The sequence below is a fragment of the Streptomyces sp. NPDC048639 genome, from assembly GCF_043199075.1.
Taxonomy (GTDB): domain Bacteria; phylum Actinomycetota; class Actinomycetes; order Streptomycetales; family Streptomycetaceae; genus Streptomyces.
The window spans coordinates 38,061-55,989 of record NZ_JBICVP010000005.1 but is presented as its reverse complement, the minus strand read 5'-3'; the positions used below and the strand labels follow the sequence as shown (position 1 = coordinate 55,989).

Sequence of the window (17,929 nt, the reverse complement as noted above, 5' to 3'; positions counted from 1 at the left end):
GCCTCGAGCCTGGCTGCTTCCTACCCGGCCTCCTCGAATCCGGCCGCTTTGACCTTGGGCCGCTTCGACCCTGGGGCGCTTTGACCTGAGTCGCCCCGAGGCGCGAGTCGAGCACGGTCTCAGCGCGGCCGTACCGGCAGGAAGCGGATCGGTGTGCCGGGCGCGGCCTGTGCGGCGGCGTCCAGACGGCTCTCCGGCACCACACCCACCACCGGGTAGCCACCCGTCGTCGGGTGGTCGGCGAGGAAGACGACCGGGCGGCCGTCCGGCGGCACCTGGACCGCCCCCAGCACCATGCCCTCGCTGGGGAGTTCACCGTCCCGCGCCCGCTCCAGCGGCGGGCCGACGGTGCGCAGCCCGATGCGGTTGCCCGATGGCGAGACGCGGTAGTCCCCGGTGGCGAGGGTGCGCAGGGCGGCCGGGGTGAACCAGTCGTCCCGCGGCCCGAGCAGGACGGGCAGCACGAGCCGGGCCGGAGGCCGTTGCCAGGGAACGGTGTCCACCGCTGCCGGGGCGCGCAGCGGTCCGTCCGTGTCGCCGAGCGGCAGCAAGACGCCCCGGGTGAGCGGTGGGGGACCCAGACCGGACAGGAGGTCGGTCGACCTGCTGCCGAGCACCGGGTCGACCGTGATGCCGCCCGCGAACGCCAGATAGCTGCGCACCCCGTGCGTCGCGGCTCCGGCGCGCAGGACGGCACCGGCCGGGACGCGTACCGCCGTTCCCCAGGCGGCCGGGCGTCCGTCGACGGTGACCGGACAGGGCGCTCCGGTCACGGCGACGGTGACGGCACCGCGGGCGCGTACGGCGCAGCCCGCGACGGTCGTCTCCAAGCCGGCGGCCTCCGGGGGGTTGCCGACGAGGCGGTTGGCCAGCCGGTGCGCCCCGCGGTCGAGTGCCCCGGCACGGCTGACCCCCAGATGCGCGTGGCCGGGGCGGCCCAGGTCCTGAAGGGTCGTCAGCGGGCCGGGGTCGACGATCTCCAGCTCCCGGTCGCTCATCCGCGGCTCTCCGGAACGGAGGCCGGTTCGGGCTCGCTCGCCGGGCGCCGGGGCGCCGGGGCCGAGCCGCGGTCCTTCCGCGGGGCGGGGACGAAACGGACGCGGGTGCCCGGTGCGAGCAGCGCGGCGGGTTCGCGTACGGGGTCCCAGAGCACGGCGTCGGTCGTCCCGATGAGCTGCCAGCCCCCGGGCGAGGAGCGCGGGTAGACGCCCGTGTATGTCCCGGCCAGGGCGACCGCTCCGGCAGGGACCTTGGTCCGCGGGGTGGAGTGGCGCGGCACATGGCAGGTCTCGGGGAGACCGGTGAGGTAGCCGAAGCCGGGCGCGAACCCGCAGAAGGCGACCCGGAATTCGGTGCCCGCGTGGATCCGGGCGACCTCGTCCTCCGCGACCCCCCAGTGGTCGGCGACGGAGGCGAGGTCGGGCCCGTCGTAGCGCACGGGGATCTCCACGGCGCTCTCCTGGCCGCGCGTGATCGGCGGGATGCTCCAGCGTGTCAGCTCGGCGGCGAAGGCCCCGGGGTCGGGGAGTCCCGTGATGAGGACGGTCCGCGCCGCGGGGATGATCTCGCGGGTGGGCGGCAGTTCGTCGAGGTCCCGGCGGCGGAGCAGTTCGGCGTGCAGGGCCTCTGCCTCCTCGCCGCTGCCGAGTTCGAGGAGCAGCCCGTGCTCACCGGCGGGGAGGGCCGTCAGATGCGGTGCTTCCAGGGGGAGGGCGTTCATGCGAAGCCCTCGACCCGTACTCCGGCCGCTTCGAGTTTCGCGCGGACCGCCTGGGCCAGTTGCGTCGCTCCCGGGGTGTCGCCGTGCAGGCAGAGGGAGCGTGCGCGCACGGACACGCGCTGCCCGTCGAGGGAGTCCACGGCACCGTCCACGGCGAGGCGTACCGAGCGGTCGATCACCGCGGCCGGATCGCTGACCACCGCGCCGGGCAGGCGCCGGGAGACCAGCGTGCCGTCGGCGGTGTAGGCGCGGTCGGCGAACGCCTCGGCGACGATCGGCAGGCCCGCCTCGTCCGCGGCGGCGTGCAGCCGGGAGCCGGGCAGGCCGAGCACGGGCAGGGCGGTGCCGGTGAGGCGTATGCCCGCGACCACGGCCGCCGCCTGTTCCTCGTCGGCGACGACACGGTTGTAGAGCGCACCGTGCGGCTTGACGTACGCGACGCGCGCGCCGCCCGCACGGGCGAAGACCTCCAGCGCGCCGATCTGGTACGCGATCTCGTCCGCCAGCTCCTCGGACGGCACGTCCATCGGGCGGCGGCCGAAGCCGGCGAGGTCGCGGTAGGAGACCTGGGCGCCGATGGTCACACCGCGCTCGGCGGCCAGCGCGCACACCCGGCGCATGGTGGTGGGGTCCCCGGCGTGGAAGCCGCAGGCGACGTTGGCGCTGGTGACGACGGAGAGCAGCCCGTCGTCGTCGGTGAGACTCCAGCGGCCGAACCCCTCCCCGAGGTCGGCGTTGAGGTCGATCACCGCATCGCTCATACGTCCTACGCTCCCCAAGTGCCGGGCGGTCTCGCTCGGTTGCAGCCCGGACGGGCCGAGGGCGGGCCGTGTTCGCGCGACGGGCGCGCAACCGCTCCCGCAGCGCGTGCGGACACGCTCTCGTGCCGGGTGTGGAACCGCCCGTGCCGCGCAGACCCTCCCTCAGGAGGGGCGGCCGGGCCGTCCGGATGTTCGGAACAACGTAGCGGATCGTTGAACGATCCCACAAGAGGTGTGTTGTCTCGCTCCCCGTCTTGGGATTGACTCCCCCTGGCGGCGCGATCGCAAAGGTCCGACGCGGGCGGAGAAGAGGAGGTGCGCCGTGGCCGACGAGGACGAGCGCCGGCTCGTGGAGGCGGCCGGTCTGGAGGAGGACCGGGCACTACTGGGGCGTACGAGCACGGCCGAGCGGGTCGCCGCCATCCTGCGGGACCGGATCGCCGAGGGCTACTTCACGCCCGGCACCCGGCTCTCGGAGGAGAACATCGGAGGTGCCCTCGGCGTCTCCCGCAACACCCTCCGGGAGGCCTTCCGCCTCCTCACCCACGAGCGGCTGCTGGTGCACGAGCTCAACCGCGGTGTCTTCGTCCGCGTGGTCACGCTCGAGGACCTGCTCGACATCTACCGGGTCCGGAAGCTGGTGGAATGCGCCGCGGTGCGCGGACTGGGGGATCCCTCCACGCGGCTGGACGCCCTCGAAGCGGCGCTCGCGGCGGGTGAGAAGGCGGCCCGCGATCAGTCCTGGCAGGATCTGTCGACCGCCAACATCCGCTTCCATCAGGCCGTCGTCTCGCTCGCGGAGAGCCCGCGACTGGACGAGCTGATGCGCGGCGTCCTGGCCGAACTCCGGCTGGTCTTCCACGTCATGGCCGACCCGCGCCGCTTCCACGAGCCGTATCTGGCCCGGAACCGGCAGATCCTCGCGGCGCTGCGGGCGGGGGACACGGCGCAGGCGGAGCGGATGCTCGCGGTCTATCTGGACGATTCGCGGGCGCAGCTGTCCGAGGCGTACTCGCGAAGGGTCGCGGAGATGTGACGACGGCGGCGGGCGGGTGCTCCCGCCGGCCGCCCGGGCGGGGGAACGCCTCGATGGCATGGCATGTGCGAGATGTGAAGAATGCGCCAAATGTGCCATATGTCGGCGTTGCCGGCCCGGAGTTGCCCGGCGGGACCACCGGTCCGGGTCCGCGCCGTTTCGTCCGTTGTCGGTCCCACCGCCTAATCTGTGCGTCGTGACATCTCCAGCCCCGGCGGCCGTTCCGCCGCAGTTCAACGGGTCCGCCCGGCCGGCGCCCGGCCCGGCCGCCGACGAGGGGCTGGCCCGGCGGCTGCGCGCGCTCGCGTGCACCGCCCCGCTGCACGACCTGGACGTCCGCAAGGCCAACCTCGCGGGCGAGTACTCGGTCTACGCCATGGCCGAGGTCGCCCTCTCCGCCATCGATGTCGTCACGCTCCACATGGACTTCGACACCGGCGCCGACCACGAGGAGATAGTGGCCAGGCTGCTGCCGCGCGTGGCGGCCCAGGCGCCGTCCCGGCCGTCCGCCGAGCACGACCGGGTGGCGCGCTGGGTGCTGGAGAACCTCATCAACGTCGGCAGCGTCGACCGCGGATTCCGCGCCGTCTACGGCACGTTCGGGCCCGACGGCGCCTATGTCCGCCGCGACTACGACTTCAAGCTCATCGAGGAGGTGCCGGGACCCGGCGGCAGCGTCTATCTGCGCACCACCGACGAAGCGGTCAACGTCCTGGTGGGCGCCCTCGACACGGATGTGACCAGCGCCCAGATCGCCGCCGAGGTGAAGCTGGAGGTGCTGATCAGCCGCGGGCGCCTCGCCGACGCCCAACTGGCCGCGGAGCAGGCCCGCTACCGCACCGTCCAGTACGCGGAAGCGCTCCGCAGGACCCTGGAGGCGACGCGCCGCAACGTCCGCGCCGTCGACTGGCTGTCCGCCGTACCCGACATGATCGCCGAGGCGCTCGACCATGTCGCCGACCGCTACCGCCACGAGAACGCGATCCTGACGAACATCCGCCGGGCCCGCGACGAGGCCGAGGACGCCGAGCACAAGCGCCGCGCCGCCGAATTGGTCGACATCGTCAAGGACTGCATCCGCCGCCACACCCAACTGCAGTCCCGGCTGCTGGAGGCGGGGCCGCTGTTCCGGGCCGAGCAGGACCGCCAGGCGTTCGCCGCCCGTGCGACCGGTTCCGGTCTCGACCTCTACGGCCAGCTCGTCGCGCCCGTCCTCCCGCTGCCGGTCGAGCAGGCGACGCGGGTCACCGACGCGTTCTTCGCGCGCGGCACCGGCCTGCGCACGCCCGCGGCCGTACGGGTATGTGACCTGGTGGACCTGCTGCTGACCCCGCCCGTCGAGCGCGAGCACCTCGGGGCGGAGATGCCCGAGCCGGACCTGGTCGCCACACCGGACGACAGCCGGTTCAGCGAGGAGCAGCTCGCCTCCGCCCTGGAGCTGCTCGACCTGCCGGCAGACGCACCGCGCCGGCTGTCCGGGCTCCTCGCCGACGCCCGCCGCCGGGACCCCGAACTCCCGTATCTGGTCGCGCTGCTGGCCGTCCACGCGGCGAGCCCCCCTGTGGGCACGGCCTACCGTCAGGGCGAACAGCAGCTCCTGTTCGCCGTCGACGACGGCACGGAGCTCGACGACCCGGAGTTCGGCGGTGCCGACCTGATCGTCGGCAAGGCTCTCCTGGACGCGGCGGGCATGGCGGCGGACCGATCGGAGGCGGCGTAGGTGCGGGACCGGTCGACAGCGTCAGGACCGATTTCTGTGAGGAGTGGTGCCGGTGACCGGTGAGTTCGATGACGACGGCCTTTCCCCTTCCGCAGGGGAGGGGGACGGCGCGGGCACCCGCGTCCGCGCCGGTGGTGTCACGCCCGCGGACGCGGCGGATGCCGCGCGGCTCGTCGCGTTCGGGCTGCAGCCCAAGCTCGTGCCCGCGCGCGACGTGGAGTACGCCGAACTGCTGCGGCGCCATCGCGACGACCCGGCGTTCGCGCGGCTCGCCGACGCCGTGGCGGCCGGTCTCGGCCTCGTCGTCCTGGAGGTCTCCACCCGCGCCGGCATGGCCGTGACCGCCGCCGAGGACTCCGTCTTCGCGGTCCGCATGGGGGACTACGCACGCCGCGCCTCCTCCGACTCCGGCGACCGCTTCCTGCACGGGCTGGCCCATCTCGCCGTCGCCGCCCTGGCGTTCCCGCGTCCCGAGGACCTGGCCGACGACGGGTACATCGGCCGGATCACCGTCAACGGCGTCGACGCGTTCGTGCGCCAGGCATGCCGTCGGCTCGAGGAGCGGGCCGAGGAGTCCGGGGAGAACACCGACCCCGCCACCGGCGCCCCCGGGCTGGAGGCAGCTTGGCGGGTCTGGGCGCGCCGCAGCGCCACCGGTGCCACCAAGGACGCCCGGAGGCTGGCCGGTTCGACTACCGGCATCGTCGGCAAGGCCGTGGCCTTCCTCACCGACTCCGGATTCCTGCAGCGCACCGGAGACGATTCGGGGGGCGCGTACCGCACGACCGCGCGCTACCAGCTCCAGGTCCGCGACATGGCGGGCAGCGCGGCCATGACGGAATTGCTCGAACTCGGCGTCGTACCCGTGACGGACGGCACCGCGAGCCTCGTCCCGGCCGACGACACCGACGACCTCGGCCTGGTCGCGGACGCCGGGCTGCCCTTCCACAACTGAGCTACGCCGGTCTCCCGGCCCCTGAATCCACTACCGCACGACCGCCCGCCCCGCCGCACCGTCCAGCCCCGCACCGTCCGCACCGCCCAACGTCCGCACCGACCGCACCGCCCAACGACCGTACGACGACAACGAGAGTCCGCCGCCATGTACGAGCTGTCCCGGGTCCGCCTCTACTCCATCGGGCCTGCCGGTGCGCGCTACGCCGACACCGTGCTCGACCTGCGCGGCGTGGGTGAGCCCGTGACCGACCCGGCGCCCACCCAGGCCGACTTCTTCGAGGACGAGCCCACAGGGCCGCCCCGCCGCCCCGCACCCGCGGGCGTGCTGTTCCTGGAGAACGGCGGCGGCAAGTCCGTCCTGCTGAAACTGATCTTCTCGGTGATGCTGCCCGGACACCGCAACACCCTCGGCGGCGCCAGCTCCGGCGTACTGCGCAAGTTCCTGCTCGCGGACGACTGCGGCCATGTCGCCCTGGAATGGCAGCACACTCTGACCGGCGAGTGCCTGGTCGTCGGCAAGGTCAGCGAGTGGCGGGGCCGGCAAGTCTCCGGCGACCCGCGGAAGTTCGCCGAGGCGTGGTACTCCTTCCGGCCCGGCCCCGGGATGTCCCTCGACTCGCTCCCCGTCGCCGAGTCCACCGCGGTACGGCCCCTGGTCGAGGGTGCCTCGGGGGCGGAGGGCCGCCGCCGGACGATGAAGGGGTTCCGGGACGCCATCACCGAGGCGGGCAAGGCCTACCCGAACCTGGACGTCGTATGGGAGGAGATCCACGAGCGCTGGAACGAGCACCTCGGCATCCTCGGCCTCGACCCCGAACTCTTCCGCTACCAGCGGGAGATGAACGCCGACGAGGGCGAGGCGGCGGGCCTCTTCGCCGTCAAGAACGACTCCGACTTCACCGATCTGCTGCTGCGGGCCGTCACCGACACACGGGACACCGACGGGCTCGCGGACCTCGTCCACGGGTTCGCGCACAAGCTGGGCCGCCGGGACGAGCTGACGGCGGAGCGCGACTTCACGGCCGGTTCCCTGGACCTCCTCTCGCGTATCGCCGAGACGGCCGAGAAGCGCGAGCAGGCGCGCGATGTGCACGCGGGCGCCGAACGCCGCACCCGTACGCTCGCCCGCCGGCTCTCCGCCCGCGGCGCCGAGGAGCGGGGGCGCTCAGCGGAGCTGGCCGAGCAGGTGACCACCGCCGCGCGGACCGCGTCCGAAGCCGAGGGGGCACAGGGCCGCAGCAGGCTCGTCGCGGCCGAACTGGCCTACCGGCACGCCTCGCTGGCGCTCGCCGCAGGGGAGAAGGCCGCCGCCGCGCAGCGCCGCGAGCTGAGCGACGCGCGGACGCTGCACTCCGCCTGGCAGGCCGCCGAGATCGTGCTGCGGCACCGGGCCGCCGCCGACCGCTCGGCACGCGTCGCCGCGGCGATCCGGGAGGCCGAGCGGGACGCGGCCCCGGCTCTCGCAGCGCGCGCGAAGGCCGCCTCGGATCTCGTACGGGTCCTGCACGCCGCGGCGGAGGACGGCGAGAGGCTCGCCAACGAGGAGGAGGAGCGCTCGGCCGGGCTTCAGGAGGCGGGCGAGGTGGCCCATCGCGACGCCACGGCCGCCGCCACCGGCGCCCAGCGCGCGCGCAGCGAGGCCGAACACCTGCGGCAGCGGCTCGCCGAGGTCGAGCAGGAGACCGCGGAGGCCGTACGGGCGGGCTGGCTCGACGCGCCCCGGCAGACGCCGGACGACGGACCCGACGCGCCCGACACGGACCCGGCCCGCGCGGCACTCGCCGCAAGCGACGCCGAGAAGTCGGCGGTCGCCGTCTCGGACGCCGCCCGTGAGACGGCCCGTCAGGCCGCGGACCGAGCCAAGGAGGCGGCTGCCGAGCAGACCCGTGCCGATCTGGCCGCGGCCCGCGCCGAGGATGCGGCCGATGCGGCGGAGTCCGCGTATGCCGCGGAGCGGCGCGCGGCGGAGTCCATCGGCGCGGAGGCGCGCCTCGCCGAACTGCTGAGCCTGCCGCAGCCCGCGCCCATGGCCACGCTGCCCCAGCCGCGCCGCGGAGAGGGAAACGGAGGCGCAGGCCGCGAAGGTGTGTCCGACGGCTGGGCGGCCGACGCGTCCACGGAGGCGAACACCCGCTCCGGCGCCGGTACATCCGTCTCCGCAGGGCAGGACAGCGGGCACGACGAACGTCACGACGGCGGATACGGCAGCGGGCAGGACGGCCGGGTCCCACAACCCCCGGCGGACGGCGACTCCGACGCCGCGACGGGAGCCCCGGCCCAACCGGCGGCCGATGGGGGGGGCGTTGCGGGCGGAGCCGCCACGGGACAGGCGGCCCCCGCCGACGGGGAGCCCCACCCCGAAGGCACCGAAAGCACCGCAAGCACCGAGGGCACCGAAGGCGGTGGCGGTGGCGGTGGCATGGCGGACACCGCACACCGCCCCGCCGCGGCCTCGGAAGCGCACCGGAACGGCCCGGCATCACGCTTCTCAGCAGAGGCCGACCGGGCCCTGTCCGCGACCGGCCAGGGCAGGCCCGCGGCCGACGGACCGCTCGGCGCCGAGGAGTTGGACCGTAATGCCGAAGCGCTCCAGGAGATGCTCGAGGAGACGGTCGCGTCGGTCGAGCGTCACCTCTTCGACCTGCGCACGGCCGCCGCCGACGACGCGCGCATCCTGGGGGCACTCGGCGACGGCGGTCTGCTCCCGGCGGGCCCCGACGTCCTGGCCGCGGTGGAGTACCTCGGCGAGCACGGCATCCCGGCCCTCCCCGGGTGGCGCTACCTCGCACAGGCCGTCGACCCGGCCGACCACGCCACCGTCCTCGCCGCACGCCCCGAACTGGTCGACGGCGTGATCATCACCGACCCGGGCACGCACGCACGCGCCCGCGACGTACTAGCCGCCGCCTCCCTTCTGCCGCGCTCCACCGTCGCCGTCGGCACCTCCGCCGCGCTGCTCGCGCCCACACCCGGTCCGGGCGCAGAGGACAGCGGTGTCTTCCTCGTCCCGCCGAACCCGGCGATGCACGACGAGCGCGCCGCCGACACCGAGCGCCACGCCCTGCGCGCCCGTGCCGGTGAACGCGACGAGGAGATCCGGGCGTTGGCCGCCCGGCTCGCCACCGACCGCGCGCTCGCCGCACGGCTCACCTCCTGGCGCGCGGGCTGCGCGCCGGGCCGTCTGGCCGAACTCGGCGAGGCGGCACGCACGGCGGGCGAGGCCGCGCAGGTCGCCCGGGAGACACTGGCGAAGGCCCGTACGGCCCGTGCCGAGGCGGATGAGATCGCCGCCGAGACGGCGCGGGTCCGCGACGAGCGGCAGGAGGCGGCGCAGCGCGCCCGCCGCTCGGCCGACGCCCTGGCCGGTCTCGCCTTCCGGCTGCGCGAGCGCGCCTCCTGGCAGGCCCGGTCCCGCGAACTGACCGACGAGGCGGCCGAGTCGGAGGCCCGTGCGACCGCGTTCCTGGAGCGGGCCAGGGCGGCGGACGAGGACCGCAGAGCCGCGCAGCGCGCCGCCGACGACGCGCGCCGCACCGCCCGCGCCCTGCGCGCCGAGCGCGCCGAGATCGCGGGCGCGCCCGAGGACACCCCCGAGGACGCGCCGCCCGGTGCCTCGCTGCCCGCGCTCCGCGAGGCGTACCGCGCGGCCTCGCAGCTCTACGAGAAGGTGGGCGTCGGCGCGGACCTGCGCGCCGAGCAGGCGAGGGCGGAGAGCGACGAGTCCGCGGCCCTCGCCGCGCTCGACCGGCTCACCAACAAGGTCCGCACCCGCGCCGCCCAGCTCCTCGAAGGGACCGAAGGCGCCGACGGGCCGTCCCGCCTGGCCGCCGTGGCCCGGGCCGAATCCCTCGTCCAGATGCTGGAGTCGCGTGCCTCGGCCGCCAGCGAGCAGCTCGGCCGCCTGCGCGGCGAGGCCGAACGGCAGGCTCCGGCCGAGGGGGAGACGCACACCGATCTGCCCGGGGATCTGGTGCCCACCGATGCCGACCACGCCAGGGAACTGCTGCGCGGGGCCACCGCCGAGCTGGCGACCCGTACGGACGCTGTGGAGACCGCCCGTGCCGTGCACGCCGGACTGCTGCGCGAGCACCGGGCGGCCGAGGACGCCGCGGGCGGCTTCGACGAACTCGCCGCGCTCCTGCGGGATCTGCTCCGGGACGGCCACCAGGCGGCCGAGCAGGAAGGGGACGCGCCCGAGCCGTACGGGGGCAGCCTGGAGGAGGCGCGGCAGGCCGCGGGCGAGGCGCGGCGTTCGCTGCGGGGCTGTGCGGCCGACCTCGCCTCGGCCGAGTCCGCGGTGCGCGAGGCCAGCGACGTCCTCGTACGGCACGCCAACTCCACCCGCTATGAACAGGTGCGCACCCCTGCCCGTCAACAGATCCGGGAGCTGCCCGCCTCCGCCCTGCCCGAGCACGCTGCCGCCTGGGCCGAGGCCTTCGCTCCGCGGCTGCGTGTCCTCACCGACGAACTGGTGCAGTTGGAGCGCAACCGCGACAGCATCGTGGACCGCCTCCGCGGACTCGTGGAGTCCTCGCTCGCCACGCTCCGCTCCGCGCAGCGCCTCTCCCGGCTCCCCGAAGGGCTGGGGGAGTGGTCGGGGCAGGAGTTCCTGCGGATCCGGTTCGAGGACCCCGACCAGGCCACGCTCACCGAGCGTCTCGGCGAGGTCATCGACGAGGCGACCCGCGCGGCCGTGAGGAAGAACTCGGATCTGCGCCGCGACGGGATGTCCCTGCTGCTGCGCGGTGTCGCGGCCGCACTGCAGCCGCGCGGGATCGCGGTCGAGATCCTCAAGCCGGACGCCGTGCTGCGCGCCGAGCGCGTCCCCGTCGGGCAGATGGGCGACGTCTTCTCCGGGGGCCAGCTCCTGACCGCGGCCATCGCGCTGTACTGCACGATGGCGGCGCTGCGCAGCAACGACCGCGGGCGCGACAAGCACCGGCACGCGGGCACGCTGTTCCTGGACAATCCCATCGGCCGGGCCAATGCCACGTATCTGCTGGAGCTGCAGCGGGCGGTCGCGGACGCGCTCGGCGTCCAGCTCCTCTACACCACCGGCCTGTTCGACACGACGGCGCTGGCCGAGTTCCCGCTGGTGATCAGGCTGCGGAACGACGCCGACCTGCGGGCGGGTCTGAAGTACATCAGCGTGGAGGAGCATCTGCGTCCCGGGCTGCCGCAGCAGGCGGAGGGCGAGGAGGCGGTGCATGGCGAGATCACCGCCACCCGGATGTTCAAGCGCCCGCCGGTCCCTGCGGAGTGACCGTACGGGGACGTGGCGGCGGGGCCCGCGACCGCGCGAAGCGCGGAGGACGCCGGGTTCCGGCCCGCGGAGCCGGCGCCGTAGGAGATCATGGGCGTACGGGGAGGAGATACCGCAAGTGGGGTGCCGGTACGGCTGCTGCCGGCACCGCGTGAGGACGCCGTCGCTGCATCGGCGCGCCCCTTGACCCGTGGGCGTCTCCTCCTCAATCCTGCAGTTGCGCATCCAGAGACGCGTACCGCAATAGGAAACACAGCAGCCCAGGGATCCGTCAACGACGAGGAGTACCCATGGCTCACGAGGTCCGTGCAGTCGTCGCCCGGCAGAAGGGCGCGCCCGTCTCGCTCGAAACGATCGTCGTCCCCGACCCCGGGCCAGGTGAGGCACTGGTCAAGGTCGAGGCGTGCGGCGTCTGCCATACCGATCTGCACTACCGCGAAGGCGGCATCAACGACGACTACCCCTTCCTGCTCGGACACGAGGCGGCGGGCCGCGTCGAGGCCGTGGGAGAAGGGGTCACCGAGGTCGAACCCGGCGACTTCGTCATCCTGAACTGGCGTGCCGTGTGCGGCCAGTGCCGGGCCTGCCGCAAGGGCAAGCCGTGGTACTGCTTCGCGACGCACAACGCGTCCCAGCCCATGACCCTGCTCGACGGCACACCGCTGTCCCCGGCGCTGGGCATCGGCGCCTTCGCCGAGAAGACCCTGGTGGCCGCGGGCCAGTGCACCAAGGTCGATCCGCGGGTGCCGGCGACCGCCGCCGGTCTCCTCGGCTGCGGTGTCATGGCCGGCTTCGGCGCCGCGGTCAACACCGGTGCCGTCGGCCGCGGCGACTCCGTCGCCGTCATCGGGTGCGGCGGTGTCGGAATGGCGTCCGTCGCCGGGGCGGCGCTCGCGGGCGCCACCACCGTCATCGCCATCGATATCGACGAGCGCAAACTCGCGCGCGCGAAGAGCATGGGCGCCACCCACACGGTCAACGGCAAGAACTCCGACCCGGTCGAGGCCGTACGGGAGTTGACCGGCGGGTTCGGCGCCGATGTGGTCATCGACGCGGTCGGCCGCCCGGAGACCTACCAGCAGGCCTTCTACGCCCGCGACCTCGCGGGCACCGTCGTGCTCGTCGGCGTGCCGACCCCCGAGATGAAGATCGAGCTGCCGCTGCTCGACGTCTTCGGACGCGGCGGCGCGCTGAAGTCGAGCTGGTACGGCGACTGTCTGCCCTCGCGCGACTTCCCGTATCTCATCGACCTCTATCTCCAGGGACGCGTCGACCTCGACGCCTTCGTCTCCGAGACGATCGGGCTGGAGGACGTCGAGAAGGCCTTCGAGACGATGCACCACGGGGACGTGCTGCGTTCGGTGGTGGTGCTGTAGTGGCCGGCGCGGTACGCATCGAGCATCTGGTGACCAGCGGGACGTTCAGTCTCGACGGCGGCACCTGGGACGTCGACAACAATGTGTGGCTCATCGGCGACGACGACGAGGTCGCGGTCATCGATGCCGCCCACGACGCGACGGCGATCCATGAAGCGGTGGGCGACCGGCGGCTGGTGGCCGTCCTGTGCACCCATGGGCACAACGACCATGTCAACGCCGCCCCCGCCCTGTCGGAGTTGACCGGCGCACCGGTTCTCCTCCATCCGGACGACCATGTGCTGTGGAAGCTGGCGCATCCGCAGCGGCTGCCCGACGGACCGCTCGCCGACGGCGAGGTGATCGAGGTCGCGGGCATGCCGCTCAGCGTCCTCCATACGCCCGGGCACGCTCCGGGCGCGGTGTGCCTGCACGCGCCGGAGCTGGGCGCGCTGTTCAGCGGTGACACGCTGTTCGCGGGCGGTCCCGGCGCAACGGGCCGTTCCTACAGCGATTTCTCCACGATCATCGGCTCGATCCGCGACAGGCTGTTCGTCCTCCCCGAGGAGACGGTGGTGCACACCGGTCATGGGGAGACCACGACCATCGGCGCGGAGGCGCCGCACCTGGAGGAGTGGGTGTCCCGCGGCCACTGAGCCGTCATCCGCCGCAGTCGCTGTCACCCGGGCCTCGTGGCCGGCCGGTGCCCGTCCGGGCACCGCGCCGCCACGGGGCCTTGGCGCAGGGGGTTCCGCGGGCATCGGGACAGCCGAGGGTATGAAGGGCGACCGCTCGCCGTGGCGCATTCCCGCGCCGGACGAGCGGTTTTTCCCTGCGCACAGCGTTGCGCGGAGTGATGCGACAGGACGGCTTCAGGCCACCCAAAACGGCTCCTTGACAAGGCATAGGGCCGCCTCCACACTGGCGTTGCGTTGTTCGCATCATGTTTCGCTATACGCATTCGAGGTGGTCATGATGATTCCCGTGTGCCGTCTCGCCGACCTCCCGCGAGGCGAGTCCTACCGACTCGAGACCGACCCCCCTGTCGCGGTGTTCCACACCGACGACGGCGAGGTCTATGCCATCGACGACACGTGCACCCACCAGGACGCCTCGCTCTCGGACGGATGGCTGGAGGGCTGCGAGGTCGAATGCCCCCTGCACGCCTCGAAGTTCGACCTGCGCACCGGCGGCGTCGACGCGCCACCCGCCCGGTTCCCCGTCCGTACGCACCAGGTCCTCGTCGAGGACGGCGTGATCTACGTGCTGCTGTCCGATGCCGTACCGAACCTCCCGCCGTGCGCCGTCGCACGCGTCGCCGGAGGCGTCGGGTGAGGAGCGTGGCCGTCGTCGGCGCATCGCTCGCCGGACTGTCGGCCGCCCGCTCCCTGCGCGCGCAGGGGTACGACGGGAGGCTCCTCGTCATCGGCGAGGAGTCCCACCGCCCGTACGACAGGCCCCCGTTGTCGAAGGAGTTCCTCGCCGGGGAGATGGACGAGGCGGATCTCGCGCTCGAATCCGGGGACGAGGACCTCGGTGCCGAGTGGCTGCTCGGCACCCGTGCAGTCGGCCTCGACCGAGGTGAGCGCTCCGTGCACCTCGCGGACGGCCGTACGGTCGTCGCCGACGGGGTCGTCATCGCCACCGGGGCGGCGGCGCGCACCCTCCCCGGCAGTGAGGGTCTCGGCGGTGTGCACGTGCTGCGCACGATCGAGGACGCCCGGGCGCTGCGGGCCGATCTGCTGCGCGGCGGGCGGCTGGTCGTCATCGGCGGAGGGTTCGTCGGTGCCGAAGTCGCCTCGACCGCCCAGGGGCTGGGCCTCGACGTCACCGTGGTGGAGGCCGCCCCGACTCCGCTCGCCGGCCCCCTGGGCCAGGTGATGGGCGGCATCGTCTCGGCACTCCATCAGGACCACGGCGTCCGGCTGTTGTGCGGAACCGGGGTACGCGCCCTCGGCGGAAGCGGCCGGGTGGACGCGGTCCTCCTCCAGGACGGGCGCCGCATCCCTGCCGACACCGTCGTCGTGGGCATCGGTGCCACCCCGTGTGTCGCGTGGCTGGAGGGCTCCGGCGTCGCGCTGGAGAACGGGGTGCGGTGCGGCGCCGGTGGCGCCACCGACGTTCCGGGTGTGGTCGCCGTCGGGGACTGCGCCGCCTGGTACGACCCGGCAGCGGGGCGCCACCGCAGAGTCGAGCACTGGACCGGTGCGCGGGAGCGACCGGCGGCGGCCGTGTCGGCACTGCTCTCCGGCGGCACGGCGGAGCCGGGACGGCTCCGCCCGCCCTACTTCTGGTCGGACCAGTACGGTGTGCGCATCCAGTTCGCCGGGCACGCCGCCGGGGCCGACAGTGTCACCGTCGAGGAGGGCGCGGCCTCCGACCGCAGCTTCCTGGCGGTCTATCGGCGCGCGGACCATCCGGTCGCCGTGCTCGGCGTCAACCAGACGCGGTTGTTCACCCGTTGGCGCCGCCAGTTGGCCGGCGCCGCGTCCGGTCCCGGAGCCGTCTCGTCTCCTGGCGCCGCCTCCGGTCCCGGCGCCGCTTCGTCTCCCGGCACGGCCTCCGGTCCCGGTGGGCCGCCGTAAGAGCGACGGGCCACCGGCCCATCGGGTCCTATCGGCGGGTGCCACCCGCCGCGCCGCTCCGCCGCTCAGCGTCCACACCGCGTCCGTACCGCACCGCGTCCGTACCGCAGCGTCCGTACCGCACCGCACCGTTCCGGGGCCCTGTCCCGGCGCGCGACGACCCGCCCAGCCACGCATCCCGCGAGGAGTGCACTGTGACCACGACCGGTACCCCGACCGGCACCACGACCGGGACAGTGACCGGGGCATCGACCGGCCTGTCCGAGAGCCTGATCGCCACGCTCTCCGGCCACCACTACACCGACGCCGGCATCTTCCGCCTGGAGCAGGAACACATCTTCGAGTCGATGTGGTTCTGTGCGGCCCGCTCCTCCGAGCTGGCGAAACCGGGCGCGTTCCGGACCGTGGACGTGGGCCGCGAGAGCGTCCTCCTCACCCGCTCGCGGGACCATACGGTGCGTGCCTTCTTCAATGTGTGCCGGCACCGGGGGGCGAAGCTGTGCACCCAGGAGTCCGGCGAGGTCAAGCGCGCGTTCCAATGCCCGTACCACGCCTGGACGTACGACCTCCAGGGCAAGCTCGTCGCCGCCCCCAACCTGACGAAGATGCCGGACATCGGGCGTACCGCGTACGGGCTGATGCCGGTGGCGGTGCGCGAGTGGCTGGGCTACGTCTGGGTCTGCCTGGCCGAGGACCCGCCCTCCTTCGAGGAGCAGGTCATCGGGGACGTCGTCGCCCGGCTCGGCGACACGGAAGCGATCGACCGGTACGACATCGCCGATCTGGAGATCGGACGGCGCATCGTCTACGACGTCAGGGCGAACTGGAAGCTGATCGTCGAGAACTTCATGGAGTGCTACCACTGCGCGACGATCCACCCCGAACTGACCGAGGTCCTGCCCGAGTTCGCGGACGGCTACGCGGCGCAGTACTTCGTCGGGCACGGGGCGGCGTTCTCCCCGGAGGCGAAGGGGTTCACCGTCGACGGCTCCGAGGGGCTCGACCGCATCCCCACCGTCGCCGAGGAGCAGGACCGCAGGTACTACGCGCTGACCGTCAAACCGCAGGTCTTCATCAACCTGGTGCCCGACCATGTGATCTTCCATCGGATGTTCCCGCTGGCGGTCGACCGCACGGTCGTCGAGTGCGACTGGCTCTACCTCAAGGACGTGGTGGACAGCGGCCGGGACATCTCCCGCTCCGTCGAACTCTTCGACCGGGTCAACCGCCAGGACTTCGACGCCTGCGAGCGCTGCCAGCCCGCCATGAGCTCACGGCTGTACGCCAAGGGCGGTGTCCTGGTGCCCAGTGAGCACCACATCGGTGACTTCCACACCTGGGTGAACGGCCGTCTGGGCATGCGCTGACCGTGCAGCTCATTCCTCGGTCCTCACAGAGCGGAGGACGAGCCCGCCGCGGTCGGAGTCACGGTCGGAGTCACGACTGGGGCGGATCCGGCGCGCTCTTCGCCGGAGGGCCTGTTCGGCTCCGCTGACGGGTGGTCGTCGGACGCGCCGGATCTCCGCGGACGGGCGGCCGTCGGACGCGCGCAGCCGAAGGGCGGGCCGTCCTGCCGGATCCGACGCGAACCACTCGCCCGGAAGCGGCCGTTCAGCCCAGGTAGCCCATGCGGTGGCTGATCTCTTCCGCGCCCTCGACCAGGACCGGCGCGAGCTCGTGCATCCGCTCCTCGGTGAAGCGGTAGCCCGGCCCCGATGCGCTGAGCGCGGCCACGACCTCGCCGTCGCGCGAGCGGATGGGCGCGGCCATGGCGTGCAGCCCGACCTCGAACTCCCCCTGGGTGAGCGAGTATCCGCACTCCCGCGCCTCCGCGAGGCTCTTCTCGAGCTTCGCCTTGGAGGTCATGGTGCGCGCGGTCACCTTCTTCAGGCCGGTCTCCTTGAGGAGTTCCGTACGGTCCTTGGAGGGGAGGTGGGCCAGGAGGATCTTGCCGCTGGAGGTCGCGTGCGGCGGTGTGAGCTGCCCGACCCAGTTGTGCGCGGTGACCGCGCCCGGACCGCGCACCTGGTACAGGTTGATCGCGTAATGCTCCTGCAGAACGGCGATGTTGACGGTCTCGCCGATCTGTTCCGCCAGCCGCTCGCACACCGGCCGCCCTTGCTGGGTGATGTCGATACGGTCGGTGACCGCACCGGCCAGTCGCACGATCCCGAAGCCGAGCCGGTACTTGCCGCGGTCCGCGGCCTGTTCGACGAGACCGCGTGCCTCCAGGGCACCGAGCAGGCGGAACGCGGTCGACTTGTGGACGTCGATCTCCGCGGCGACCTCGCTGACGCCGGCCTCGCCCCGCTGGGCAAGGATCTCCAGGACGCTGACCGCGCGATCGACGGACTGCACCCCTCCCGCCGGCTGCTGCCCGGCGTTCTCGACGGCTGCACTGTGGTTGCTCATGGTGCAACTATACGCGCTGTAACCAACAGGCCATGGATCCCTGCGGCAAGGGATTTCTGTTTGAGTAGCCGCTCCTCAGTTGCGCCGGTCGCAACCTGGTGCGCATGGCGATACTCGTAC

13 protein-coding genes are annotated in these 17,929 nt (G+C 73.2%); 9 read left to right on the top strand and 4 right to left on the bottom strand.

What is annotated here, in order from left to right:
* Positions 1-119 precede the first annotated feature (119 nt).
* From ACGFNH_RS15160 to ACGFNH_RS15150, 3 genes are read right to left on the bottom strand one after another with little or no spacing between them, the layout of a single operon-like run.
* Positions 120-998, bottom strand: a complete 879-nt coding sequence (locus tag ACGFNH_RS15160) for a biotin-dependent carboxyltransferase family protein (protein ID WP_393653696.1) — start codon at positions 996-998, stop codon at positions 120-122.
* The gene (locus ACGFNH_RS15155; RefSeq protein WP_393653694.1) at positions 995-1,720 is read right to left on the bottom strand and encodes an allophanate hydrolase subunit 1; all 726 of its coding nucleotides are present in this window, start codon (positions 1,718-1,720) and stop codon (positions 995-997) included. Before ACGFNH_RS15155 ends, ACGFNH_RS15160 begins: the two co-directional genes overlap by 4 nt.
* Entirely contained in the window at positions 1,717-2,481 is a 765-nt protein-coding gene (locus ACGFNH_RS15150) for a LamB/YcsF family protein (RefSeq protein ID WP_393653692.1), read from the bottom strand. The genes ACGFNH_RS15155 and ACGFNH_RS15150 overlap by 4 nt, the downstream gene beginning before the upstream one ends.
* Before the next feature lie 322 nt (positions 2,482-2,803).
* Here ACGFNH_RS15150 and ACGFNH_RS15145 point away from each other — a divergent pair, with 322 nt between their 5' ends.
* The 9 genes from ACGFNH_RS15145 to ACGFNH_RS15105 all read left to right on the top strand — a co-directional run bounded on the left by ACGFNH_RS15145 (position 2,804) and on the right by ACGFNH_RS15105 (position 16,764).
* The gene (locus tag ACGFNH_RS15145; protein WP_393653690.1) at positions 2,804-3,517 is read left to right on the top strand and encodes a GntR family transcriptional regulator; all 714 of its coding nucleotides are present in this window, start codon (positions 2,804-2,806) and stop codon (positions 3,515-3,517) included.
* A gap of 196 nt (positions 3,518-3,713) precedes the next feature.
* Positions 3,714-5,237: a hypothetical protein gene (locus ACGFNH_RS15140; RefSeq protein WP_393653688.1), complete on the top strand. Its 1,524-nt coding sequence runs from the start codon at positions 3,714-3,716 to the stop codon at positions 5,235-5,237.
* Positions 5,238-5,289: 52 nt separating this feature from the next.
* Entirely contained in the window at positions 5,290-6,192 is a 903-nt protein-coding gene (locus tag ACGFNH_RS15135; protein ID WP_393653686.1) for a hypothetical protein, read from the top strand.
* 147 nt (positions 6,193-6,339) lie between these two features.
* Complete coding sequence (locus ACGFNH_RS15130) at positions 6,340-11,457, top strand: hypothetical protein (RefSeq protein ID WP_393653684.1); 5,118 nt, start codon at positions 6,340-6,342, stop codon at positions 11,455-11,457.
* Positions 11,458-11,747: 290 nt separating this feature from the next.
* A complete protein-coding gene (locus ACGFNH_RS15125) occupies positions 11,748-12,833 on the top strand; it encodes an S-(hydroxymethyl)mycothiol dehydrogenase (protein WP_393653682.1) in 1,086 nt (361 codons plus the stop codon).
* A complete protein-coding gene (locus tag ACGFNH_RS15120; RefSeq protein WP_393653680.1) occupies positions 12,833-13,468 on the top strand; it encodes an MBL fold metallo-hydrolase in 636 nt (211 codons plus the stop codon). The genes ACGFNH_RS15125 and ACGFNH_RS15120 overlap by 1 nt, the downstream gene beginning before the upstream one ends.
* Before the next feature lie 316 nt (positions 13,469-13,784).
* Complete coding sequence (locus tag ACGFNH_RS15115) at positions 13,785-14,147, top strand: bifunctional 3-phenylpropionate/cinnamic acid dioxygenase ferredoxin subunit (protein ID WP_393653678.1); 363 nt, start codon at positions 13,785-13,787, stop codon at positions 14,145-14,147.
* Positions 14,144-15,397, top strand: a complete 1,254-nt coding sequence (locus tag ACGFNH_RS15110; RefSeq protein ID WP_393653676.1) for an NAD(P)/FAD-dependent oxidoreductase — start codon at positions 14,144-14,146, stop codon at positions 15,395-15,397. The genes ACGFNH_RS15115 and ACGFNH_RS15110 overlap by 4 nt, the downstream gene beginning before the upstream one ends.
* Positions 15,398-15,591: 194 nt before the next feature.
* On the top strand, positions 15,592-16,764 hold the full coding sequence (locus ACGFNH_RS15105; protein ID WP_393653674.1) for an aromatic ring-hydroxylating dioxygenase subunit alpha: 1,173 nt from the start codon (positions 15,592-15,594) through the stop codon (positions 16,762-16,764).
* 244 nt (positions 16,765-17,008) lie between these two features.
* Here ACGFNH_RS15105 and ACGFNH_RS15100 read toward each other — a convergent pair whose 3' ends face one another.
* A complete protein-coding gene (locus ACGFNH_RS15100) occupies positions 17,009-17,755 on the bottom strand; it encodes an IclR family transcriptional regulator (protein WP_393654465.1) in 747 nt (248 codons plus the stop codon).
* Positions 17,756-17,929: the final 174 nt, after the last annotated feature.

Coding starts and splice junctions, on each gene's coding strand:
- ACGFNH_RS15150 (WP_393653692.1), bottom strand. CDS start 2,481: ATGAGCGATGCGGTGATCGACCTCAACGCCGACCTCGGGGAGGGGTTC.
- ACGFNH_RS15155 (WP_393653694.1), bottom strand. CDS start 1,720: ATGAACGCCCTCCCCCTGGAAGCACCGCATCTGACGGCCCTCCCCGCC.
- ACGFNH_RS15125 (WP_393653682.1), top strand. CDS start 11,748: ATGGCTCACGAGGTCCGTGCAGTCGTCGCCCGGCAGAAGGGCGCGCCC.
- ACGFNH_RS15160 (WP_393653696.1), bottom strand. CDS start 998: ATGAGCGACCGGGAGCTGGAGATCGTCGACCCCGGCCCGCTGACGACC.
- ACGFNH_RS15115 (WP_393653678.1), top strand. CDS start 13,785: ATGATGATTCCCGTGTGCCGTCTCGCCGACCTCCCGCGAGGCGAGTCC.
- ACGFNH_RS15130 (WP_393653684.1), top strand. CDS start 6,340: ATGTACGAGCTGTCCCGGGTCCGCCTCTACTCCATCGGGCCTGCCGGT.